22 protein-coding genes are annotated in these 20,845 nt (G+C 70.3%); 6 read left to right on the top strand and 16 right to left on the bottom strand.

The window, feature by feature from the left end; all coding sequences use genetic code 11:
* Positions 1–16: 16 nt before the first annotated feature.
* From ACW5E8_RS12895 to ACW5E8_RS12880, 4 genes are read left to right on the top strand one after another with little or no spacing between them, the layout of a single operon-like run.
* Positions 17–619 carry an RNA polymerase sigma factor gene (locus ACW5E8_RS12895; RefSeq protein ID WP_456965920.1) on the top strand — a complete coding sequence of 201 codons (603 nt, stop codon included), beginning with the start codon at positions 17–19 and terminating at the stop codon, positions 617–619.
* Complete coding sequence (locus tag ACW5E8_RS12890) at positions 616–1,692, top strand: hypothetical protein (protein ID WP_456965919.1); 1,077 nt, start codon at positions 616–618, stop codon at positions 1,690–1,692. Before ACW5E8_RS12895 ends, ACW5E8_RS12890 begins: the two co-directional genes overlap by 4 nt.
* Positions 1,689–2,273: an IMPACT family protein gene (locus tag ACW5E8_RS12885; RefSeq protein WP_456965918.1), complete on the top strand. Its 585-nt coding sequence runs from the start codon at positions 1,689–1,691 to the stop codon at positions 2,271–2,273. Before ACW5E8_RS12890 ends, ACW5E8_RS12885 begins: the two co-directional genes overlap by 4 nt.
* Positions 2,274–2,300: 27 nt before the next feature.
* Entirely contained in the window at positions 2,301–4,139 is a 1,839-nt protein-coding gene (locus ACW5E8_RS12880) for an ABC transporter transmembrane domain-containing protein (RefSeq protein ID WP_456965917.1), read from the top strand.
* Between the two features lie 26 nt (positions 4,140–4,165).
* Here ACW5E8_RS12880 and ACW5E8_RS12875 read toward each other — a convergent pair whose 3' ends face one another.
* Positions 4,166–4,621, bottom strand: a complete 456-nt coding sequence (locus tag ACW5E8_RS12875) for a hypothetical protein (protein ID WP_456965916.1) — start codon at positions 4,619–4,621, stop codon at positions 4,166–4,168.
* A 47-nt stretch (positions 4,622–4,668) separates the two neighbouring features.
* Positions 4,669–6,291 (bottom strand): acyl-CoA dehydrogenase family protein, encoded by a 1,623-nt coding sequence (locus ACW5E8_RS12870; protein ID WP_456965915.1) that lies wholly within the window; start codon positions 6,289–6,291, stop codon positions 4,669–4,671.
* A 99-nt stretch (positions 6,292–6,390) separates the two neighbouring features.
* On the opposite strand from ACW5E8_RS12870, the gene alkB reads away from it, so the two are divergent.
* Positions 6,391–7,038: a DNA oxidative demethylase AlkB gene (gene alkB / locus ACW5E8_RS12865; protein ID WP_456965914.1), complete on the top strand. Its 648-nt coding sequence runs from the start codon at positions 6,391–6,393 to the stop codon at positions 7,036–7,038.
* 65 nt (positions 7,039–7,103) lie between these two features.
* Here alkB and cspE read toward each other — a convergent pair whose 3' ends face one another.
* The 8 genes from cspE to ACW5E8_RS12825 form a co-directional block, all read right to left on the bottom strand.
* Positions 7,104–7,310, bottom strand: coding sequence for a transcription antiterminator/RNA stability regulator CspE (gene cspE / locus ACW5E8_RS12860; RefSeq protein ID WP_456965913.1), 207 nt, complete (start codon positions 7,308–7,310; stop codon positions 7,104–7,106).
* A 97-nt stretch (positions 7,311–7,407) separates the two neighbouring features.
* Complete coding sequence (locus tag ACW5E8_RS12855; protein ID WP_456965912.1) at positions 7,408–8,175, bottom strand: S-methyl-5'-thioinosine phosphorylase; 768 nt, start codon at positions 8,173–8,175, stop codon at positions 7,408–7,410.
* A gap of 24 nt (positions 8,176–8,199) precedes the next feature.
* On the bottom strand, positions 8,200–8,760 hold the full coding sequence (locus ACW5E8_RS12850; RefSeq protein ID WP_456965911.1) for a hypoxanthine-guanine phosphoribosyltransferase: 561 nt from the start codon (positions 8,758–8,760) through the stop codon (positions 8,200–8,202).
* The gene (nagZ, locus tag ACW5E8_RS12845; protein ID WP_456965910.1) at positions 8,757–9,758 is read right to left on the bottom strand and encodes a beta-N-acetylhexosaminidase; all 1,002 of its coding nucleotides are present in this window, start codon (positions 9,756–9,758) and stop codon (positions 8,757–8,759) included. Before nagZ ends, ACW5E8_RS12850 begins: the two co-directional genes overlap by 4 nt.
* A gap of 10 nt (positions 9,759–9,768) precedes the next feature.
* Positions 9,769–10,284 carry a CYTH domain-containing protein gene (locus ACW5E8_RS12840; RefSeq protein WP_456965909.1) on the bottom strand — a complete coding sequence of 172 codons (516 nt, stop codon included), beginning with the start codon at positions 10,282–10,284 and terminating at the stop codon, positions 9,769–9,771.
* 100 nt (positions 10,285–10,384) lie between these two features.
* The gene (gene rlmD, locus ACW5E8_RS12835; RefSeq protein ID WP_456965908.1) at positions 10,385–11,782 is read right to left on the bottom strand and encodes a 23S rRNA (uracil(1939)-C(5))-methyltransferase RlmD; all 1,398 of its coding nucleotides are present in this window, start codon (positions 11,780–11,782) and stop codon (positions 10,385–10,387) included.
* A gap of 66 nt (positions 11,783–11,848) precedes the next feature.
* Complete coding sequence (locus ACW5E8_RS12830; protein WP_456965907.1) at positions 11,849–12,466, bottom strand: YdbL family protein; 618 nt, start codon at positions 12,464–12,466, stop codon at positions 11,849–11,851.
* A 19-nt stretch (positions 12,467–12,485) separates the two neighbouring features.
* Complete coding sequence (locus ACW5E8_RS12825; protein WP_456965906.1) at positions 12,486–14,501, bottom strand: hypothetical protein; 2,016 nt, start codon at positions 14,499–14,501, stop codon at positions 12,486–12,488.
* Between the two features lie 34 nt (positions 14,502–14,535).
* On the opposite strand from ACW5E8_RS12825, the gene ACW5E8_RS12820 reads away from it, so the two are divergent.
* Positions 14,536–15,270, top strand: a complete 735-nt coding sequence (locus ACW5E8_RS12820) for a response regulator (protein WP_456965905.1) — start codon at positions 14,536–14,538, stop codon at positions 15,268–15,270.
* On the opposite strand, the gene recO is transcribed toward ACW5E8_RS12820, so the two are convergent.
* The 6 genes from recO to lepA all read right to left on the bottom strand — a co-directional run bounded on the left by recO (position 15,246) and on the right by lepA (position 20,748).
* A complete protein-coding gene (recO, locus tag ACW5E8_RS12815) occupies positions 15,246–16,001 on the bottom strand; it encodes a DNA repair protein RecO (RefSeq protein ID WP_456965904.1) in 756 nt (251 codons plus the stop codon). The two genes, ACW5E8_RS12820 and recO, sit on opposite strands and share 25 nt — an antisense overlap.
* Before the next feature lie 97 nt (positions 16,002–16,098).
* Positions 16,099–17,022, bottom strand: coding sequence for a GTPase Era (gene era / locus ACW5E8_RS12810; protein WP_456965903.1), 924 nt, complete (start codon positions 17,020–17,022; stop codon positions 16,099–16,101).
* Positions 17,019–17,699, bottom strand: a complete 681-nt coding sequence (gene rnc / locus ACW5E8_RS12805) for a ribonuclease III (RefSeq protein WP_456965902.1) — start codon at positions 17,697–17,699, stop codon at positions 17,019–17,021. Before rnc ends, era begins: the two co-directional genes overlap by 4 nt.
* Entirely contained in the window at positions 17,686–18,066 is a 381-nt protein-coding gene (locus ACW5E8_RS12800; protein WP_456965901.1) for a DUF4845 domain-containing protein, read from the bottom strand. The genes rnc and ACW5E8_RS12800 overlap by 14 nt, the downstream gene beginning before the upstream one ends.
* Before the next feature lie 59 nt (positions 18,067–18,125).
* Complete coding sequence (lepB, locus tag ACW5E8_RS12795) at positions 18,126–18,917, bottom strand: signal peptidase I (RefSeq protein ID WP_456965900.1); 792 nt, start codon at positions 18,915–18,917, stop codon at positions 18,126–18,128.
* A gap of 37 nt (positions 18,918–18,954) precedes the next feature.
* Positions 18,955–20,748 carry a translation elongation factor 4 gene (lepA, locus tag ACW5E8_RS12790; protein WP_456966020.1) on the bottom strand — a complete coding sequence of 598 codons (1,794 nt, stop codon included), beginning with the start codon at positions 20,746–20,748 and terminating at the stop codon, positions 18,955–18,957.
* Positions 20,749–20,845 lie beyond the last annotated feature (97 nt).

The raw sequence follows: 20,845 nt of genomic DNA, 5'->3' as shown, positions 1-20,845 counted from the left end.
GCTTAACCTCGCATCCATGGACGCCCTGCCAAGCCGCGAAGACGCCGGAACCAGCGACGACGCACTGATGCTGGCCTGGAGCGAGGGGGATGTCGCCGCGTTCGAGTCCCTGTACGGGCGCCACCGCGAGCGCCTGCACCGCTTCCTCCTGCGCCAGCTCCGCGATCCGGGGCTGGCTGATGAGGTGTTCCAGGACACCTGGCAGCGCGTGGTGGCTGCCGGCCGCGACTGGCGCCCGGACGCCGCCTTCATCACCTGGCTGTACCGGATCGCCCGCAATCGCATCGCCGACCACTGGCGCGCACGGCAGCACCGTCCGCCCGCGCCCGCCGATGCCGACGAGCGCAGCCTCCGGATCGAGGATCCGGACACGCCCGAGCTGCGCATGGATGCCTTCCAGCGCGGTCGCGACCTGCAGCAGGCACTCGACGCCCTGCCCGACGAACAGCGCGAAGTGGTGCTGCTGCGCCTGGAGCAGGAACTGACCCTGGAAGAGATCGGTGACATCACCGGCGTGGGCCGCGAAACCGTGAAGTCGCGGCTGCGCTATGCCATGGACAAGCTGCGCGCGGCGCTCGCCGACCGCGATGTCCTGTCGGCCGGGGAGGTCGCACCGTGACCCGCCAGACCCGCCCCGACCCGCTGCAGCCGGCGGAGCGCGCGCTGGCTGACGCCCTGGCAGCGGCCACGCCACCGTCAGGGCCGTCTCCCGGCCTGGACGCGGCGATCTTCGCTGCCGCTCGCAGGACTGCCGCGGATCGCGCGGGCGGCAGCGCCCGTGCAGGGGAAGGCACCCCGGCGGCCGCCACGCCGTCATCCACTTCCACACGCGCCGGGCACCGTCGCCGGCGGCGGAGCCCGATCTGGCTGCGCGGCGGCGCATTGGCTGCAACGCTGGTGCTCGCGATCGGCGTGGCCTGGCAGCTGCGGCCGCAGCTCGAAGTGGTCCGGCTGCCCGAGGAGGCACCCGTTGCAGCGAAGATGCCAGCGCTCGCCGATGATGTTTCCGGGGCGCCTGCCAGTGCTCGGCGGCTTCACGCGCCAGCCGAAGCGGCCCAGGCCCCGCGCCAGCCGGCGCCCCCTGTGGAGACGGAGGCTGCGGCCGCGGCGTCGCAGGCCCCGGAAGCGATCACCCCGCCATCCGTAAGCGACGCTCCTGCGCCGCCGGCGCTGTTCGATGCGCCGTCTCGCGAACCAGCGGCGGCGCGCGAGGCAGCTACCGACTCGGCCGGCCAAGAGCTGCCCAGGCCTGCCGCGAAGTCCGCCCGGCCCGCACCGCGAGAAGCCGCAGCATCGGCACCCGTGCCGATGGCCATGCCGGCGCCGCCGCCTGCCCCGCCTGCGCCGCCGGCTCCAGCAGCGTCACGGGCCCTGCAGGCCCTGCCGCCGCCAAGGCCTGCCCCCGCCCAGGACGCCGCCATGCGCACCCGCGCACCGGACATCCTGGGCGGCGCGCAAGCGATCGACGGCGAGGCGATGCACGACGAGGACTGGCTCGACCAGCCCCTCGACGACACCCCGCCGGCGTCGGTGGACTCGCCTGCCGTGCGCGAGGCCTGGCTGGCGCGCATCCGCGAACTGGTGGTCTCCGAACGCTACGGGGAAGCGCGCGAGAGCTTCGCCGAGTTCCGGCGTCGCCATCCCGGAGCGGCCGTGCCGGACGACCTGCGCACGCTGCTCGGCGAAGAATGAGCACCACGCTTGCCGCGCCCGCCACGCACGAACTGGTGGTGAAGCACAGCCGTTTCCTGGCCCATGCAGCCCCGGTGGACGACACCGGGGCCGCCGCGGCCTTCATCGCTTCCGTGTCCGTGCCCGACGCCACCCACAACTGCTGGGCCTGGCGCATGGGCAGCGCCTACCGCTCCAGCGACGACGGCGAGCCCGCCGGAACCGCCGGGCGCCCTATCCTGGCCGCCATCGACGGCCAGGGCCTGGACGGCGTCGTGGTGGTGGTGACGCGCTGGTACGGCGGCATCAAGCTCGGCGCCGGTGGCCTGGTGCGCGCCTATGGCGGTACCGCGGCCGAGTGCCTGCGCACCGCCGAGCGGCGCGAAGTGGTCGAGATGGCCGAGGTCGACGTCGAGTGCCCCTTCGCCGACCTCGCCGCCGTGCATGCCGCGTTGCCCGTGTTCTGCGCCGAGAAGCTGGGCGAGGACTTCGCCGCCGATGGCGTCCACTTCCGCCTGCGCCTTCCGGCCAGCCAGCTGCCGGCGCTGGCCAGCCATCTGCGCGACGCCACGCGCGACCGCGCGCGCGTCGGGGAACCATAGGCACAGGGCATGGGCGACAATGCCCGGATGGCCCAGTTCGCTCACACCTCCACCCCGCCCCCGACTCCCGATACGCGCGACGGCGATCGCGCCGGGAAATCAAAGGTCCCGCTGTCGACGCTGCGCCCGCTGTGGCCCTTCCTGGCCCGGCACCGCGGCCTGCTGGCAGCCTGGCTGCTGGCGCTGCTGGCCTCGAGCACCGCGACCCTGAGCCTGCCGCTGGCGGTGCGGCGGATGATCGACGACGGCTTCGCCAGCGGCGCCGGCATCGACGCCGCCTTCGTGCTGCTGTTCCTGGTGACGTTCGCGCTGGCCATCGCCACCGCGGCGCGCTTCTTCTTCGTATCGCTGCTGGGCGAACGCGTGGTGGCCGACCTGCGCACGCAGCTGTTCGGCCACCTGGTGGGCCTGGACCAGTCCTTCTTCGAACGCAGCCGCACCGGCGAGCTGGTCTCGCGCCTGACCGCGGACACCGAACTCCTGCGCGGCGTGGTCGCCACCAGCATGTCGGTGGCGCTGCGCAGCGTGGTGATGGTGCTGGGCAGCGTCGCCATGCTGATGGTGACCAGTCCGCGGCTGGCGGCCTGGACCCTGGTCGGCATCCCGCTGGCGGTGCTGCCGCTGGTCCTTGGCGGCCGCCGCCTGCAGCGCATTTCGCGCCAGAGCCAGGACCGCGTGGCCGATGCCAACGCGCTGGCCACCGAAACCCTGGGCGCGATCGACACCGTGCAGTCGCACGCCCGCGAGGGCCATGAGCGCGGCCGCTTCGCCACCGCCGTGGCGACCGCGGTGACGGTGGCGCGCAAGCGCATCGGCGTGCAGGCGCTGGTCACGGCCGTGGCGATCTCGGTGATCTTCGGCGCCATCACCCTGGTGCTGTGGCTGGGCGCGCACGACGTCGCCGACGGCCGCATGAGCGCCGGCACGCTGGGACAGTTCGTGCTGTACGCGATGTTCGGCGCCGGCTCGGTCGGTGCGCTGGCGGAGGTGTGGAACGAACTGCAGAAGGCCGCCGGCGGCATGGGCCGGATCGGGGAGCTGCTCGACGAGCAGCCGAAGGTCGTCGCGCCCGCCGCACCGCGCGCGCTGTCGCAGCCCGTGCGCGGTGCCGTCGCCCTGCGCGACGTCGTCTTCCACTACCCCACGCGCCCGGACACCGCGGCCCTGGAAGGCTTCAGCCTTGAAGTGGCACCGGGCGAGACGGTGGCACTGGTCGGGCCGTCCGGCGCAGGCAAGAGCACGGTCTTCTCTCTGCTGCAGCGCTTCCACGACCCGCAGTCGGGCAGCGTGGCGCTGGATGGCATCGACCTGCGCGAACTCGATCCCGTCGCGCTGCGCGGCGAGATGGCGCTGGTGGCGCAGCGCCCGACCATCTTCGCCGCCAGCGCCGCCGACAACATCCGCTACGGCCGACTCGACGCGAGCGATGCCGAAGTCGAGGCGGCCGCACGCGCGGCGGAGGCACACGAATTCCTCACCGCGCTGCCCGAGGGCTATGCCTCGGAACTTGGTGAACGCGGCGCCCGCCTGTCAGGCGGCCAGCAGCAGCGCGTCGCCATCGCCCGTGCCCTGCTGCGCGATGCGCCGGTGCTGCTGCTTGACGAAGCCACCTCGGCACTCGATGCGCAGAGCGAACGCGCCGTGCAGCACGCGCTCGAACGCCTGATGGAAGGCCGCACGACGATCGTCGTCGCGCACCGTTTGGCCACCGTGCTGCGCGCGGACCGCATCGTCGTCATGGACCAGGGCCAGATCGTGGCCGAGGGCACGCATGCCGAGCTACTGGCACAGGGCGGCCTGTACGCCGAGCTGGCGCGGTTGCAGTTCCTGGATGCGGTGCCAGCGGCCGTCGCCCGAGGCGCCTGAAACAGCATGCCGCTGGAACTGTTGAATTACTGAAACCATCGAGTGCAGGTCCCAGCTCCTTCAAAGCCATGCCTGAGCGTCTGCAATCTCCGACGCGCCGCGTCACCAAGCTCATTGGACGGATTCCGGATGCTGACCCGTTCAACAAGGGAATCCGCTTCCCGGCAATCTTCTTCGGCGCCCGTCAGAGACAGGTACGTCGCAAGGTTCAGCATCATCACCTGATCACCCATACCGACCGCGACCCGTTGCCAGTGCATGGCCTTCCCCCGGTCGGGCTCTCCCAACACATAGTGCGCGACAAGATCCCGTACCGCCTCGATGTCGCCCGTGGCCGCCCGTTTCTCAGCTTCAGTGATTTGCCCAACGCTCAGAAGCTGGGCATCGCCCGGAGTGGCGACCTGGTCAGGCGGGTTACCGCCCTGCGGTACACATGCAGCGACAAGCAGGAACAATGGGCATGCCGCAATCAATGTCTTCATCTTCGTGGCCCTCTCCCAGGCTTCGGGCAAATCCGTAGCAAGCATCCTTAATCCGGAAACGCCCTCGCCATGATGGAAAGGTGGTCCAGATCCACCGGCAGCGTGCCCAGTGCAAGCCCGTGCTCACCGCCTAACCGGGTGCGGCAGAACGCCTCTGCGACCGGGCTGACCGCGCGCAGCAGCACCGAAGCCTGCAGCGCAAGCGCCAGGCTTTCGACAAGCCGTCTCGACCCCGCTTCATCGGCAGCTGAAAACATGCCACCCAGTGACGCGGCGAACGTGTCCAGCGCAGGATGCAACCCGCGCGCCGCTTCGATCTCCGCACGCAGCACAGCCGCGGTGTCCGGCTCCCGCGACAGCGCTCGCAGCACGTCGAGGCACTGGATGTTGCCGCTGCCTTCCCAGATCGAGTTCAGCGGGGCCTGCCGGTACAGCCTCGGAAGCAGCGACTCTTCGATATAGCCCGCGCCGCCCAGGCACTCCTGCGCCTCGTTGACCACCGTCGGGGCACGTCGGCAGATCCAGTACTTGCCGATGGCGGTGGCGATGCGGGCGAATGCGGCCTCGCGCGGATCGCGTGCGGCGGCATCCACTGCCCGTGCCACGCGCATCGACAGCGCCAGCGCCCCTTCGGCTTCGATCGCGATATCGGCCAGGACGTTGCGCATCAGCGGCTGGTCGGCGAGCCGTTTGCCGAACGCGCTGCGATGGCGGCAGTGATGCAGCGCCTGCGCCAGCGCCATCCGCATCAGCCCCGCCGAGCCGAGCATGCAGTCCAGGCGGGTGAGCATCACCATCTGCAGGATGGTGGCGACGCCTCGGCCCTCTTCACCCACCCGCCAGGCCATCGCGTCCTGGAACTCGACCTCGCTGGACGCGTTGGACCAGTCGCCAAGCTTGTCTTTCAGCCGCATCAGGATGAAGCCGTTGCGGTCGCCGCCGGGCAGGCGGCGCGGCATCAGCAGGCAGGTCAGGCCGGCGGGTGCCTGCGCCAGCACCAGGAAGCCGTCGGACATCGGTGCCGACATGAACCACTTGTGGCCGGACAGCACGTAGGCATCGTCGCCGTCGCCGCAGGGCGCGGCCGTGGTGGCGTTGGCGCGTACATCGCTGCCACCCTGCTTCTCGGTCATGGCCATGCCCAGCGTCACGCCGGACTTCACGTCGATGGCGACATCACGCGCGTCGTAGCGGCAGGCCGCGACCTTGTCCGCCCATTCGTGCAGCGCCGGCGACTGCCGCAGCACCGGCATCGCGGCGTGCGTCATGGTCAGCGGGCAGCTCGTGCCCGGCTCGGCCTGGTAGTGCAGGTAGGCCAGGGCCGCGCGCGCGACGTGTGCACCGGGCTCCGGCCGCGCCCAAGACAGCCCGGCCACCCCGTGCGCGATGGCAAGCTCCATCACCCGGTGGTATGCGGGATGGAACTCGACGCGGTCGATGCGCTGCCCGGCGGCGTCGTGACTGCGCAGGCGCGGCCGGTCGCGATGGGCGTCATGGGACAGGGCCAGCAGTTCACCCCCCGCCAGTGCGCCATACGCCGCGACCTCGCGCTCGAACGCCGCACCGCCTTCGCGCGCCAGGGCTTCGCGCAGCGCGAAGTCATCCGACCACAGGTCGCGTTCGCCGAATGGCGGCGGCTGGTTGAAGACATCGTGCGTGGCCTGGACCATTCCCGTTCTCCCGTGCGTGCCCCGATTGTGGCCTTGCCCGCCGTGGCATGCACCCGACACGCCGGCGCGGCGCCACGGCGACGGCGCTATCCTCAAGCCATGCATCCAGACCTGTTCGCCGAGCCCGGCAACGATCATCGCGAAACCATCGGGCCGCAGGCCTGCGTGCTGCGCGGTTTCGCCCTGCCCTGCGTAGACGAACTGCTGCGGGCCATCGAGGCCGTGGCGGCACGCGCGCCGTTCCGCCAGATGCAGACGCGCGGCGGCTTCACCATGTCGGTGGCGATGACGAACTGCGGGCGACTCGGCTGGACCACCAGCCGCCATGGCTACCGCTATACGGCCACGGATCCGGAGAGCGGATTGCCCTGGCCGGACATGCCCGCCACGTTCGCAGCCCTGGCAGCCGACGCCGCGGCTGCGGCCGGCTTCAACGGCTTCGAATCCGATGCCTGCCTGATCAACCGCTACCGTCCCGGCGCACGCATGTCACTGCACCAGGACAGAGACGAGCGCGATCTCGACGCGCCGATCGTCTCCGTTTCGCTGGGCATGGACGCCATCTTCCTGTTCGGCGGCCACGCGCGCGCCGACCGGCCCGCGAAGGTGCCCCTGCACCACGGCGACGTCGTCGTCTGGGGCGGCGAGGACCGCCTGCGCTTCCACGGCGTCGCTCCGCTGAAGGACGTGGCGCACCCGCGGCTCGGCGCGGAGCGCATCAACCTGACCTTCCGCAGTGCGGGCTGACGACAAAAAAAGGGTCCCGGAACACCCGGGACCCTGGAACAGGAAATACTGCAACCGCGTGCCACTCAAGCGACAGCCGCCACCCCTGCCGCCTGCGCGCCCTTCGGGCCCTGAGTGACTTCATAGCTGACGCGCTGGCCTTCCTGCAGGCTGCGGAAGCCGTCGGAAGAAATCGCCGAGTAGTGCACGAACACGTCCGCGCTGCCGTCCTCGGGAGCGATGAAGCCGAAACCCTTGGCGTCGTTGAACCACTTCACTGTGCCGTATTGCATGACTCTTACACCTCGTCTGGTTACGATTGCGCGCCCCGACCTGCAAGGGACCGGACACACGCTGCCCGAGTATGCAAAGGCTTCGTGCCGTGCGCAATCACCCGGCCAGCATCGCTCCGACGAGGGTTGGCAGGCCCGAGGAGGCCGCGGCGACGTTCGCGAGCACGTCATCGAGCGTGATCACCTCGTCGATCTGGGGTCCAGCACCGGCCGCCCAGTTGGCGACGATGGCCAGGCATGCGTAGTCCAGGCCAAGCTCGCGGGCGAGCCCGGCCTCGGGCATTCCGGTCATGCCGACGAGGTCGCAACCGTCGCGGCGCATGCGCGAAATCTCCGCGCGCGTCTCCAGGCGCGGACCCTGCGTCGCGCCGTAGCAGCCGCCATCGACCAGCGCGACCCCGACAGTCGCCGCCGCATCGATGATCCTGCGGCGCAGCGACGGCGTGTAGGGATCGCCGAAGTCGACGTGCAGCACCTCGGTGCCCGGCTCTTCGCAGTAGGTGGAGATGCGGCCCCAGGTGTAGTCGATGAGCTGGTCGGGGCAAGCGAGCACGCGCGGGCCAAAGCCTTCGGTGATGCCGCCCACGGTATTGAGCGCGAGCACGCGCGTGGCGCCCAGCGACTGCAGCGCGGCGAGGTTGGCGCGGTAGTTCACCAGGTGCGGCGGCACCGAGTGGCCTTCGCCATGGCGTGCCAGGAACGCCACGCGATGGCCGCCGATGCGGCCCACGCGCACCGGCCCGGACAGCGCGCCATGGCGCGTGACCGGCTGATGCGATTCCACATCCTCCAGCCCGGCCAGCTGGTAGAGGCCGGTGCCGCCAATCACCGCCAGGGCGATGGGTTCATCGGTATGCGCGGACACGGCGGTCTCCGGTGCGTGCGCGGCTCAGTCGGCCAGCGCGTAGATGGCGGGCAGGTTGCGGCCCTGTTCGTTGTAGTCCATGCCGTAACCGAAGACGTAGCGGTCGGGCACCTCGACGCCCGACCAGTCTGCGCAGACGCCATCGACGCAGCGGTCGTGGACCTTGGTGGCCAGCACCGCCACGCGCACGTCGGCCGCGCCTTCGTCCTCGCACCAGCGGGTGACGGCCTGCAGCGTGTGGCCCTCGTCGAGGATGTCATCGACCAGCAGCACGCGGCGGCCGCGCATCGGCGTCGCCGGGCGGTGCAACCAGGCCAGGCGCGAACCACTGGTGCTGCCGCGATAGCGGGTCGCGTGCAGGTAGTCGAACTCGAGGTCGAGCCCGCGTTCGCCCAGCGCGAACGCGAGCTGCACGGCAAAGGGCATGCCGCCGTTCATGATGGTCACGAACAGCGGCGCGCGTTCGTCGCCGGCGTACTCGGTGTGGATGGCCTCGGCCATGCCCTGGATCGCCGCCTCGAGCGTGGCGCGGTCGTGGATGACGTCGGCATCGACCATGACGGTCGCGAGCGGGGGCGCAGTCATGCCACCACCCCGCCGCCGTGGCTCGCCGCGGCGCGGCCATGGCGTGCGTCGGCCAGCAGTCCGTCCCAGCCCAGCGCGCCCCGCCCCATCAGCCCGGCCAGCGCCATGGTGTTGAGGCTGCGGCCATCGACTGCCGCCAGGGATTCCTCCACGAGTTCCGGATGGCAGACCAGCACCACGTCGCAGCCGGCGTCGAGGTGCGCGTCGACGCGTGCCTTGATGCCGCCCACCCCGTGCGCCGCGGCCATGCCGATGTCGTCGGAGAAGACCACGCCGCGGAAGCCCATCTCCTGCCGCAGGATCCCGTTGATCCAGCGCGGCGAATAGCCGGCCGGCTCCGGCGCCACCTGCGGATAGACCACGTGCGCCAGCATCACGGCGTCGGCGCCGGCATCGATGCCGGCAACGAAGGGCACCAGATCCTCGGCGCGGATCACATCCAGCGGGCGGTCGTCGACGGCGTCGTCGAAGTGGGTGTCCTCGCGCACCGAACCGTGTCCGGGGAAGTGCTTGAGAGTGGCCGCCATGCCGGCCTGGTGCATGCCGTCGACATAGGCCCGGGTGAAGGCGGCGACCACGGCCGGATCATCCGAGAAGGCGCGGTCGCCAATGGCGAGGTTGCCGCGACCGAGGTCGACCACCGGCGCGAAGCTGAGGTCGACGCCCGATGCGCGCACCTCGCTCGCCATCAGCCAGGCGTGCTCGCGGGCACGGGCCAGGGCACCTTCGGGGTCGCGCGCGTAGTCGCGGCCGAAGACCTCGAGCGGCGGCAGCGCGCTGTAGCCCTCGCGGAATCGCTGCACGCGTCCACCCTCCTGGTCGACGCAGACCAGCTGCGGGCGCGGCGCGGCTTCGCGGATGGCGGCCGACAGTTCGGCCACCTGCGCGCGCGAGGCGAAGTTGCGGGTGAACAGGATCACGCCGGCGCAGGCATCGTGCTGCAGCCAGTCGCGCTCCTGGGCGGTGAGTCCGGTACCGGCGACGCCGATGACGAGCATGGTCTTCTCCTTAGGCTGCCGGCCCCGCGCGTTCCGCCCCGCTCCACTGCGAGTACGGACGCGCGGCCAGTGCCAGATTGTAGTAGCGCGGGCAGTCGGTCGCCTCGACGCCCAGCCAGTCGGGGTGTTCGAAGGTCTCGTCGGCGCTTCCGAGTTCGATTTCGGCCACCACCAGGCCGGCGTTGTCGCCAAGGAATTCGTCGACTTCCCAGAGATGGCCGCCATGGCGCACCAGGTGGCGGCGCTTCTCAACCAGCCCGCCCACGCAGAGCGCGAGCAGGTCGCGCGCCTCGCCCACGGGCAGCGGGTACTCGAATTCCTGCCGCGTGTGGCCGAGCTCGCGCGACTTGATGTTGAGGAAGGCACCCTCGCCCTCCAGGCGCACCCGCACCGAAGCGCGCTGTCGGCCCTCGTCCATCGAGGACTGGTCGTTGAGGTAGCCCTGCGCCATCGAGACGACGGCGTGCGCGGCTGCGCGCCAGCCGTCGCCGGTCACCAGGAATTTGCGTTCGATCTCGATGGCCATTCAAGTCCTCTGTGCGGGAGCAGCTACAGCTGCGATCGGAATTCAGGGTGATGCGTGTGCAAGTACGATCCCGCGGGTCAGGTCGCAGCTGTAGCTGCCCCTAGAGGGGGAACGGGGCCGACAGGGCCGACGGGGCCGACGGGTCCGATGGGGCCAACTGCGCCGGCAGGGCAGGTTCGAAGACCGCGATCGACTCGACGTGGGCGGTGTGCGGGAACATGTCCATCACGCCAGCGGCGCGCAGGTGCCAGCCGCGCTCGCTGACCAGGTACGCGGCGTCGCGCGCCAGCGACCCGGGATGGCAGCTGACGTAGACGATGCGCTTGAGTCCTTCCAGCGGAAGCTGGCGCAGCACCTCCAGCGCGCCGGCGCGGGCGGGATCGAGCAGCAGCTTGTCGAAGCCGGCGCGCATCCATGGCTCCTGCGAAAGATCGGTGGCCAGGTCGGCGACGTGGAAGCTGACGTGCCCCATGCCGTTGCGCGCCGCGTTGTCACGCGCGCGTGCCACCAGCCCGGCATCGCCTTCCACGCCCACGACTTCCGACGCGACGCGCCCCAGCGGCAGGCTGAAGTTGCCGAGTCCGCAGAACAGGTCGAGCACGCGATCATCCGACTGCACATCGAGCAGTTCCAGCGCGTGCGCGATCATCTTCGCGTTGAGCCCGGCGTTGACCTGGATGAAGTCCAGCGGCTGGAACGCCAGTTCGACATCCCAGGGCGCCAACCGGAACGACAGCTTCGGATCCAGCGGCCACAGCGGCGCCACGGAGTCGATGCCCTTCGGCTGCAGGAACATGGCGAAGCCGTTCGCCTGCGCGAAGGCCACGAGCGCCGCCCGGTCGCCGTCGCCCAGCGGCTCGAGGTGGCGGACCACCAGCGCGATGGCATCGTCGCCGGCGGCGAACTCGATCTGCGGGATCGCCGCCCGCGCATCGAGGCCATCGACCAGCCGTGCCAGCGCTTCCATGCGGCTCCCCAGCTCCGGGATCACGGTGTGGCACTCGCGCAGCTCGGCGACGAAGCGCGGATCGCGCTCGCGGAAGCCGACCAGGGTCTTGCCCTTTTTCTCCACGTGGCGCACGGAGAACCGGCCCTTGCGGCGATAGCCCCAGGCCGGGCCGGTGAGCGGTGGCAGCCAGGTTTCAGGGCGGACCGGCCCGGCACGCTCGAAGTCGTCGGCCAGCACGCGCGCCTTGGCGACGATCTGCCGGTCCCCGGCCATGTGCTGCAGGCTGCAGCCGCCGCAGACGCCGAAGTGCGGACAACGCGGCTCGACGCGCTCGGGCGAGGCCTGCAGCACCTCGACCGTCTCGGCCTGGTCGTACTCGCGGGCGCGCCCGGTTTGCCGTGCCAGCACGCGCTCGCCGGCCAGAGCACCGGCAACGAGCACGGTCTTGCCGGCATGCGGATGGTCCACGGGCCGGCGGGCGATACCGCGGCCGTCAGGGCCGAGGTCGAGGATCTCGACCTCGAAAGGGGTCTGGTTGATGCGGGCCAATGCCGGAAGATGCCTGTCTGGAACGGCCCGCCATTGTCGCAGAAGCCCCGCGCCAAGCCTTGGCCGTTATTTCTGCTTCCATCTCCCACCCTGCTGGTACCACCAGCCGGCGCGCGCACTGGCGACCCATTGCCGCGCGAACACCTCGCGGATCTGCTTCTCCCATTCCGGATGGCCGTTGGCGACGGCGATCTCGCGGTAGACCGCGTTGCGGTCGCGGTTGTCGTCGGCCACGGCGGCGTTCACCGCCACGCGGTCCTTCAGTGGCAGCTTCGATGCGTCGCGCAACACCACCATGCCGTCACCGCTGAAGCCCAGCGCACCGCTGTCGAAGTGCGGGCGCAGGCTGGACGAGAAGCGCGACTCCATCCGCTGCTGGATCGCCTGGATCGCGGGCGTGCGGATGGTGATGTCGGGCGTTTGCGCGTGTGCGGGCGCGATGCCCAGCAGCATCCATGGATCGAAGCCCGCGCGCTGCGCTGCCGGCGCCGCGCGCAACGCCATGCCGCCGGGGGTGCCGTTGCCGGGTACGTCCGGTGCCGGGGCCGCGGCCTCTTCCCCGATCACGTTCTCGACGAACTCGCGCGCCGCCTCGCGCGCTTCGGCCGCGGGGAAATACACGTTGATGGTGACGCAGGCGGTGAGCGCCAGCGCGGCGACGAATGGCAGACCGGACAAGCGCATGAAGTCCTCCTCGGACGGTTCAATCGAACACCGGCGAAACGTCGCCGGAACCCACCGCGGCCAGGCGTTCGACCAGGGTTTCCCAGTCGACGTCCCGGTTGAAGCCCACGATGTCCAGGCGCGGCAGCCCGGCCCCTTCGACGATAACAAACCCGCCGTCGCGGGGATGAAGCCCCGCCATCGTGCAGACGCCGTTCGCCAGCCGGCAGGAGATACCGATTCGCCGGTAGCCGAAGTCGTCGAACAGCCCCAGCAGCTGGCCCTGCAGGCTCGCGGTGAACGAGGCGTCGCCGACGCTGGAGATGTTCTGCACCGCGCGCTGGCTGATGCGCTGGCGCACGCCCCGGCGCCCCTCGGTGTGGAGTTCGGCGTCGAAAGCCACCGGCTCCCAGTCAACCAGGCGCAGGCCCTCGACCTGGCCATGCAGGCGCCCGCTGATGTTGCCGAACTCGAACACGCCGGTCAGCGCCTGCAGGTCGAGGCTGTCCAGGACAACGTCGGCCAGCAGCGTGGGCGCGACGCCGAAGGGCCGCTCCATCGCCAGCGAAGACACCCGTACCTCGCCGTCGAACGCGTGGACCACGAGGCCGCCATCGAAGTCGAGCCTGTCACCGACATAGCGCGCGCCGGGAATGCTGCCCGACAGCGTGCCCAGGAACGGCGGCAGGCCAAGCGCCAGGGCCAGCTGCGTCATGTCCAGCGCCTCCACCGCCAGCGCGCCTTCCACGCGCAACGGCCCGCCCGCGCCCGGCGGGTGCAGCAGCACGTCGGACACCTCGAGCCGGCCGTCGAGCAGCGGCATCACGGTGGTGCCGCGCAGCCAGAGTTCCCCATCGCTGCTGTGCCAGGGCAAGCGCGCGGGGCCGAGCGGAATCGCACCCAGGGCGCCGCCCCGCCAGTGCAGTTCGCTGTCCGCGCGACCCGAGGACACAAGGTGCACGCGGCCATCGAGACCGTCGAAACGGAAGCGCTCGTCGGGCGCGGCGATATCCAGTGCCTGCGGCCGCAGGTCGAGCGTGGCCAACACACCGCCCGCCATTGCGAGATCGACATCCAGCGCGCCCGACATGGTCAGGCCGCCCAGGCCGGCGAGGCCCAGCCAACCCGACAGGTAGCGTTCCGGCAGGGGCGAGACGTCCCTGCTGCGCAGCGACACTGCGAAGTCATCCAGGTCCGCGCCGACCAGGGTCGCGCGGCCGCGGACGTCGAGCACGCCCGGATCGCTGGCGGAGAACGCCGTCAACGCCCAGCCATCGGGCCTGCCCTGTGCGCGCAACTGCACGGGCAGCACGTGTTCGGGCAGCACGAAATAGCCACTGCCGAACAGCAGCTCGCCACCGCGCAGTTCGCCGTCAAGCGTGATCCGCGGCCCCTCGTCCAGGGCCAGCCAGTCCAGATCCAGGCGCGCACCCAGTCCGGCCCCGGCATGGCGTGCGTCCGCGGTGTCGAAACCGCCATCCGACAGCGCGAGCTCGCCTTCCAGATGCATCGCAGCGCCGTCCGGAACATGCAGGCGGAGTCGCCCATCAAGGCGGCCTTCGCCCAGGCGCACATCGGCCCAGGCGCGCGCCGCGAGCGCCTGCGCCCAGGCCACGGGCACCTGCGCGAGATCGATGGCGAAGAGGTCCGGGGCCGCATTGGCGCGCTGCAGTGCCAGACGCGCGCCGTGGCCATCGGACAGCGAGGCTTCAATGCCCGCCGCCGGCAGTGCCAAGGCCAAGCGCAGCGGCGCGCCCCGCCCTTCCCGCAGCTCGCCCTCGCAGCTCCAGCCTCCGGCGCCATCCCGACGGAGCGGGCAGCGCCAGGCCAGCGCCTGGAAGCGATAGCCGAGATCCGGCGCGTGCCCGCTGCGCGCGGTGATGCGCAGGTCGCCCGCGTCCGCATCCGCCGGCCACGCCAGGCGCACTTCCACCCCCTCGAGCGTGGCTACCGGCGTCGATACCTTCGCAACCCGCGCCACCAGCGTGCGCGCGTCCACCGCGCCCACGTGCAGCAGCGCAAGCAGTCCAAGCAGGGTTAAGATCCACGCGGGCATGGCTGCCAGAATAACGACCGGAGCGTCCGCGACGATGAAGCCCCGCATCCTGCTGGTCGAGGACGACCAGACCACCGCCGCCTTCCTCGCCGCCGCGGCGGAGGCGTTGCCTGCCAGCGTCGACATCGTCGGCACGCACGCGGCCGCGCGCGCCCAGGCCGCCAACATCGCCTACGCCCTGTGGCTGGTCGACGCCCACCTGCCCGACGGCGACGGTGCCGGCCTGCTCGCTGAGCTGCGCAGCCTTGGACTTGCCACGCCCGCGATCGCGCATACGGCCGCGCGCGAGCACGAACTGCACCAGGCGCTGCATGACGCCGGCTTCGACGCCGTGCTGGTGAAGCCGCTGTCGGCCGCGGCGCTGCGCGCGGCGCTGGCTGGAACGCTGGCCGGGCGCACCGGGTCACGCGTCGCCGAACCGCATCCACCGGGGCCGGCCGATGCTGCGGAGGTGTCGGGATCTGATTTGCAGGCCTGGGACGATGCCGCCGCCCTGCGCGCGCTCAACGGCGAGCGCGCCCATGTCGAGGCGCTACGCCAGCTGTTCCTGGCCGAACTGCCCGCCGCGCACGCGTCGGTCATGGGCTCCGCGCGGGATGGTGACCAGGGCGTGCTGTGCGATGTCCTGCACCGGCTGCGCGCAAGCTGCGGCTTCGTGGGCGCGGCGCGACTGGGACACGCAGCAATGGCGCTGGAGCGCGCACCCGCGTCCCCGGAAGCGCTGGCACTGTTCGATGCCGCGGCTCAGGAACTCTCGCCGCCGTCCTGAGGCGCCAGGGGCGCGGACACGCGGCCCAGGTCCCCCAGCAGCTGCCACGAAGACAGCGGCCGCCCCCCGAGATGGGACTCCAGCGCTTCGCGCAGCACCCGGCGCAGGCCGCCGAGGTCGTCCGCGGGCGGCGCCATGTCCGCTGCAAGCGCCAGCAGCGCGCGCCCGGTAGCGGTGCGCCCGCGCTCGCCACCGCGTTCTCCGCGCACGCGCACCGGGCCATGCCCGGGATCCAGGCGGTAGCGCGCCGCCGGATCGATCGGATCGCCATCGCCTTCGTGCGCGTAGTCCAGGCCGACGCCGATGGCGTCGAGCAGGTCGCGCTCGAAGCGCCGCAGGGTCCAGGGCAGCGGCTCACCCGCGCCCAGGCGGGTGCGCAGTTCGCCATAGGTCGCGTACAGCTCGGGCTGCGGATCCTGTCGCGGCGCCAGGCGCAGCACGAGTTCGTTGGCGTAGAAACCCGAGAGCATGGCCTCGCCCTGCAGTCGCGGCGCGGCATCGAGCGCCTCGGCGGCGTTCAGGTGGGCCAGTTCACCGCGCAGCGCCGCGTCGAAGCGGATGTGCTGCAGCGGCTGCAGCGCCGCGCGCAGGGCCTGCCGCCGCGGCCCGCGCACGCCGCGCGCGACCAGCCCCAGGCGCCCGTGTTCCGCGCACAGGACCTCGACCAGCAGGCTGGTTTCGCGCCAGGGCCGGGCGTGGAGGACATAGGCGGGTTCGCCGAGGATGCGCATGGAAACATTGTAGGAGCGGCTATAGCCGCGAGGAGGACGACGTATTTCCCGGGGCAGCGATCGCGGCTTTAGCCGCTCCTGCAGTGCAGGCCCGGGTTTACTGGTCGTAGCCGAAGCTGCGCAGCGCGGCCTCGTCGTCGGACCAGCCGGCGCGCACGCGCACCCAGGTTTCCAGGAACACCTTGCAGCCGAACAGGCGTTCCATCGACAGCCGCGCCTTGCTGCCAATCTCGCGCAGCCGCACGCCGCCCTTGCCGATCACGATCGCCTTCTGGCCGTCGCGCTCGACCCAGATCACCGCGCCGATACGCATCAGCGGGCCGGACTTCGAGGTCTCTTCGGTGAACGATTCGATCTCGACCGTGGTCGAGTACGGAAGCTCCGCGCCGAGCTGCCGCATCAGCTGTTCGCGCAGCAGTTCGGCGGCCAGGAAGCGCTGGCTTTTGTCGGTGATCTCGTCCTCGTCGTAGGCCGGCAGCCCCTCCGGGACCAGGGACAGCAGCTGGGCGACCAGCGCGTCCAGGCCGGTGCGCTTCAGCGCGGACACCGGATGCACGCCCGCGAAGTCACGCCCCTCGGTCGCCTTCTGCAGATACGGCAGCAGGGTGGCCTTCTCTCGGATACGGTCGACCTGGTTGACCACCAGCACCACGGGCACCTTCGCCTCGCGCAGGGCCTCGTAGGCGAGCGAGTCCTCCTCGTCCCAGCGGCCGGCCTCGACCACCAGCACCGCGGCATCGACGCCCTCGAGCGCGCCGCGCGCGGCACGGTTCATCATCCGGTGCATGGCGGTGGCGGACTGGCTGCGCTCGCCACGGTGGATGCCGGGCGTATCGACCAGCTGCAGCTGGCCCGCGGGGAAGGTCGCGATGCCCAGCAGCCGATGGCGCGTGGTCTGCGGGCGATTGGAGACGATGCTGACCTTCGCGCCCACCAGGGCGTTGACCAGGGTGGACTTGCCGACGTTGGGCCTGCCGACGACGGCGACTGCCCCGCTGCGGCTTGCGCCTTCAGTAGTCATGACTTCATGGATTCCAGTTGTGCGAGCGCCGCGGATGCGGCGTCCTGCTCGGAGGCGCGGCGGGAACCGCCACTGCCTTCGGCCTCAAGCGCGGGTTCGGTCAGCACGCAGCGGACATGGAAGACCCGTGCGTGCTCCTCGCCGCTTTCCGAGATGAGTTCGTAGGTCGGCAGCGGACGCTGGCGCGCTTGCAGCCACTCCTGCAGCCGGGTCTTGGGGTCCTTGCCGATGCCACCGGCGGGAAGGGCGTCGATATGCGGCTCGAACCAGGGCAGCACCGCCGCGCGGCAGGCCTCGAAGCCGACGTCGAGGTAGATCGCGCCGACCACGGCCTCGAGTGCGTCCGACAGAATCGAGTCGCGGCGGTGGCCGCCTGACTTCATCTCGCCGGGCCCCAGCGTCATTCGCGCGCCGAGTTCGAGGTCGCGCGCGAGTCGCGCCAGCGACGACTCGCGCACCAGCTCCGCGCGTGCGCGGGTCATGGCGCCTTCGTCGGCCTTGGGCCAGCGCAGGTACAGCGCCTCGGCGACGATCAGCCCCACCAGGGCATCGCCGAGGAATTCCAGGCGCTCGTTGTGTGGCGCGCCGGCGCTGCGGTGGGTCAGCGCCTGTGCCAGGAGCGCGGGATCGCGGAACACATGGCCCGCGACGCGCGCAACGGGATCAATCGACCGCACCGGTCCTGGTCAGCATCTGCGTGGACTCGAACTTGCCCACGACGTCGAGGTTGCCGATCAGCGGCTTGCGGACTTCGTACTTCACGTCCATCTGCCAGCCGGCTCCCACGCGCTTGATCTTGACATGCTCGGGCTTCACGTTTTCCGAGTAGCTGATGTACAGCCGGCGGAAGAACAGGTCCTGGATCTTGCGCGGCTCGGTGTTGGCGATGCCCGGCTCGTTGGCCAGGCCCTTCATCGCCGAGCGCACGCTGTAGTACTCCGAATACATCGGGAACAGCTTCATGCCGACGTAGGCGAACAGCCCCACCACGGCCAGCACGATGATGAACCCGAGCAGGGTGATGCCGCGTTGCGAATTCCTCATTGCCCCTCTCCCCTCGTTCCCCGTTGTGGACATTCTGGCACCGGTCCGGTTCCCCGGCATCACAGGCGCGTGCCGATGCGGTTGAAGTCGACGCCACCGGCGGTGCGGTCGAAATTCATCCACACCAGGAACGCCTTGCCCCGGAGCTGTGTCTCCGGCAGCGTGCCCCAGAAGCGGCTGTCGTCGCTTCTATCACGATTGTCGCCCATCACGAAATATTCGCCCGCGGGCACGGTCCACTCGCCCACGCCATGGTTGGCGAAGAGCGGGCTCTCGATCTCGAGCACCTCGTGCCGTCCGTTGCCCAGGTCTTCGGCCAGCAGGGTGGCGCCGGTCATTTCCTGGCCGCGCCCCTTGCCCACGTACTCGCCGATGGCCTGGTACGCGGACGGCTCGCCGTTCACGTACAGGACGTTGTCACGGTAGGCGATGCGGTCGCCCGGCAGGCCGACCACACGCTTGATCCAGTCCTGGTCGGGATACTGCGGCGGCCGGAACACGACCACGTCGCCACGTTCGGGCAACCCGATCTCGACGATCTTGCGATTGTTCACCGGCAGCCGCAGGCCGTAGGCGAACTTGTTGACCAGGATGAAGTCACCGATCAGCAGCGTCGGCATCATCGAGCTCGACGGGATCCGGAACGGCTCGGCCACGAAGCCGCGCAGCAGCAGCACGGCGGCCAGGATCGGGAAGAAGGCGCGGGCGTAGTCGACCACCACCGGCTCGCGGTCTTCGTCGAGCAGCCCGGCGCGCGCCTTGCGCGCCTTGGCGAAGAACAGCCGGTCGACCAACCAGACCAGGCCGGAGGCGAAGGTCAGGATGACCAGGCCGAATTCGAACCACTTCATGCGCGCACCCCGTCGGCGGCACCCAACGCGCCCGCCCTCACTTGTTGTCCACCTGGAGCACCGCCAGGAAGGCTTCCTGCGGGATTTCGACGCGGCCGACCTGCTTCATGCGCTTCTTGCCTTCCTTCTGCTTTTCCAGGAGCTTCTTCTTGCGGCTGATGTCGCCACCGTAGCACTTGGCCAGCACGTTCTTGCGCAGCGCCTTGACCGAGCTGCGGGCGATGATCTGCGAGCCGATGGCGGCCTGGATCGCGACGTCGAACTGCTGCCGCGGGATCAGGTCCTTCATGCGGTCGGTCAGGTCGCGCCCGCGGCGGTCGGCGTGGCTGCGGTGGACGATGATCGACAGCGCGTCGACCTTGTCGCCGTTGATCAGCGTGTCCACGCGCACGAAGGGACCGGCCTCGAAGCGCACGAAGTGGTAGTCGAGCGAGGCGTAGCCACGCGACACCGACTTCAGGCGGTCGAAGAAGTCCAGCACGACTTCGGCCATCGGCAGTTCGTAGCTGATCTGCACCTGGCTGCCGAGGTACTGGATGCCGACCTGGCTGCCGCGCTTCTCTTCGCACAGGGTGATCACGTTGCCGACGTAGTCGGGCGGCGTGAGGATATTGGCGCGGATGATCGGCTCGCGCACTTCCTCGATCGTGTTGGCCGGCGGCAGCTTGGCCGGGTTGTCGAGCGGCATCACCTCGCCGGAGGTCAGCAGCACCTCGTAGACCACCGTCGGCGCGGTGCTGATCAGGTTGAGGTCGTACTCGCGCTCCAGGCGCTCCTGCACGATTTCCATGTGCAGCATGCCGAGGAAGCCGCAGCGGAAGCCGAAGCCCATGGCCTCGGAGCTTTCCGGCTCGAAGCGCAGCGCGGCATCGTTCAGGCGCAGCTTTTCGAGCGCTTCGCGCAGGTCGGGGTAGTCGTCGGCGTCCACGGGGAACAGGCCCGAGAACACGCGCGGCTGCATTTCCTGGAAGCCCGGCAGCGGCTTGGGCGCCGGGTCCGACGCCAGGGTCAGCGTGTCGCCGACCGGGGCGCCGTGCACGTCCTTGATGCTGGCGTTGATCCAGCCCACCTCGCCCGCGCGCAGGGCCGGCATGTCCTTGCGCTTGGGGGTGAACACGCCGACCTTGTCGACCTGGTGGGTGCGCCCGGTCGACATCACCAGGATCTTGGCGCCGGCCTTGATCTCGCCCTGCATCACGCGCACCAGCGAAACCACGCCCAGGTAGTTGTCGAACCAGGAATCGATGATCAGCGCCTGCAGCTTGTCGGTGTCGCGCGGCCTCGGCGGCGGAATGCGGTGCACGATCGCCTCGAGCACGTCCTCGACGTTGAGTCCGGTCTTGGCGCTGACCGCGACCGCGTCGGAGGCGTCGATGCCGATCACCGCCTCGATCTCGGCCTTGGCGCGCTCGATGTCGGCCGTGGGCAGGTCGATCTTGTTGAGCACCGGCACCACTTCCAGGCCCTGCTCCACCGCGGTGTAGCAGTTGGCGACCGACTGCGCTTCCACGCCCTGCGCGGCATCGACCACCAGCAGCGCGCCCTCGCAGGCGGCCAGCGAGCGGCTGACCTCGTAGCTGAAGTCGACGTGGCCGGGGGTATCGATGAAGTTGAGGTGGTAGGTCTCGCCGTTGCGCGCCGTGTAGGGCACCGACACCGACTGCGCCTTGATCGTGATGCCGCGCTCGCGCTCGATCGGGTTGTTGTCGAGCACCTGCGCTTCCATCTCGCGCGCGGTCAGGCCGCCGCAGATCTGGATGAGGCGGTCGGCAAGCGTCGACTTGCCGTGGTCGACGTGGGCAATGATGGAAAAGTTGCGGATGTTCCGCATCGGGTCTGGAGACATGGGGATCGCAGGCGGGGCCGTCTACCGGCCGGGTGGCGTCGAACGGACCATTGTCGCACAGGGCGAGGCCCGCTCTCGTGGC

Source organism: Luteimonas sp. A649, from assembly GCF_054072735.1.
The sequence above is the reverse complement of the archived record's forward strand: the minus strand, read 5'-3'. Positions and strand labels throughout refer to the sequence as shown.

Coding starts and splice junctions, on each gene's coding strand:
- ACW5E8_RS12895 (WP_456965920.1), top strand. CDS start 17: ATGGACGCCCTGCCAAGCCGCGAAGACGCCGGAACCAGCGACGACGCA.
- ACW5E8_RS12885 (WP_456965918.1), top strand. CDS start 1,689: ATGAGCACCACGCTTGCCGCGCCCGCCACGCACGAACTGGTGGTGAAG.
- ACW5E8_RS12880 (WP_456965917.1), top strand. CDS start 2,301: ATGGCCCAGTTCGCTCACACCTCCACCCCGCCCCCGACTCCCGATACG.
- ACW5E8_RS12875 (WP_456965916.1), bottom strand. CDS start 4,621: ATGAAGACATTGATTGCGGCATGCCCATTGTTCCTGCTTGTCGCTGCA.
- ACW5E8_RS12870 (WP_456965915.1), bottom strand. CDS start 6,291: ATGGTCCAGGCCACGCACGATGTCTTCAACCAGCCGCCGCCATTCGGC.
- alkB (WP_456965914.1), top strand. CDS start 6,391: ATGCATCCAGACCTGTTCGCCGAGCCCGGCAACGATCATCGCGAAACC.
- cspE (WP_456965913.1), bottom strand. CDS start 7,310: ATGCAATACGGCACAGTGAAGTGGTTCAACGACGCCAAGGGTTTCGGC.
- ACW5E8_RS12850 (WP_456965911.1), bottom strand. CDS start 8,760: ATGACTGCGCCCCCGCTCGCGACCGTCATGGTCGATGCCGACGTCATC.
- nagZ (WP_456965910.1), bottom strand. CDS start 9,758: ATGCTCGTCATCGGCGTCGCCGGTACCGGACTCACCGCCCAGGAGCGC.
- ACW5E8_RS12840 (WP_456965909.1), bottom strand. CDS start 10,284: ATGGCCATCGAGATCGAACGCAAATTCCTGGTGACCGGCGACGGCTGG.
- ACW5E8_RS12830 (WP_456965907.1), bottom strand. CDS start 12,466: ATGCGCTTGTCCGGTCTGCCATTCGTCGCCGCGCTGGCGCTCACCGCC.
- ACW5E8_RS12825 (WP_456965906.1), bottom strand. CDS start 14,501: ATGCCCGCGTGGATCTTAACCCTGCTTGGACTGCTTGCGCTGCTGCAC.
- ACW5E8_RS12820 (WP_456965905.1), top strand. CDS start 14,536: ATGAAGCCCCGCATCCTGCTGGTCGAGGACGACCAGACCACCGCCGCC.
- recO (WP_456965904.1), bottom strand. CDS start 16,001: ATGCGCATCCTCGGCGAACCCGCCTATGTCCTCCACGCCCGGCCCTGG.
- era (WP_456965903.1), bottom strand. CDS start 17,022: ATGACTACTGAAGGCGCAAGCCGCAGCGGGGCAGTCGCCGTCGTCGGC.
- ACW5E8_RS12800 (WP_456965901.1), bottom strand. CDS start 18,066: ATGAGGAATTCGCAACGCGGCATCACCCTGCTCGGGTTCATCATCGTG.
- lepB (WP_456965900.1), bottom strand. CDS start 18,917: ATGAAGTGGTTCGAATTCGGCCTGGTCATCCTGACCTTCGCCTCCGGC.
- lepA (WP_456966020.1), bottom strand. CDS start 20,748: ATGCGGAACATCCGCAACTTTTCCATCATTGCCCACGTCGACCACGGC.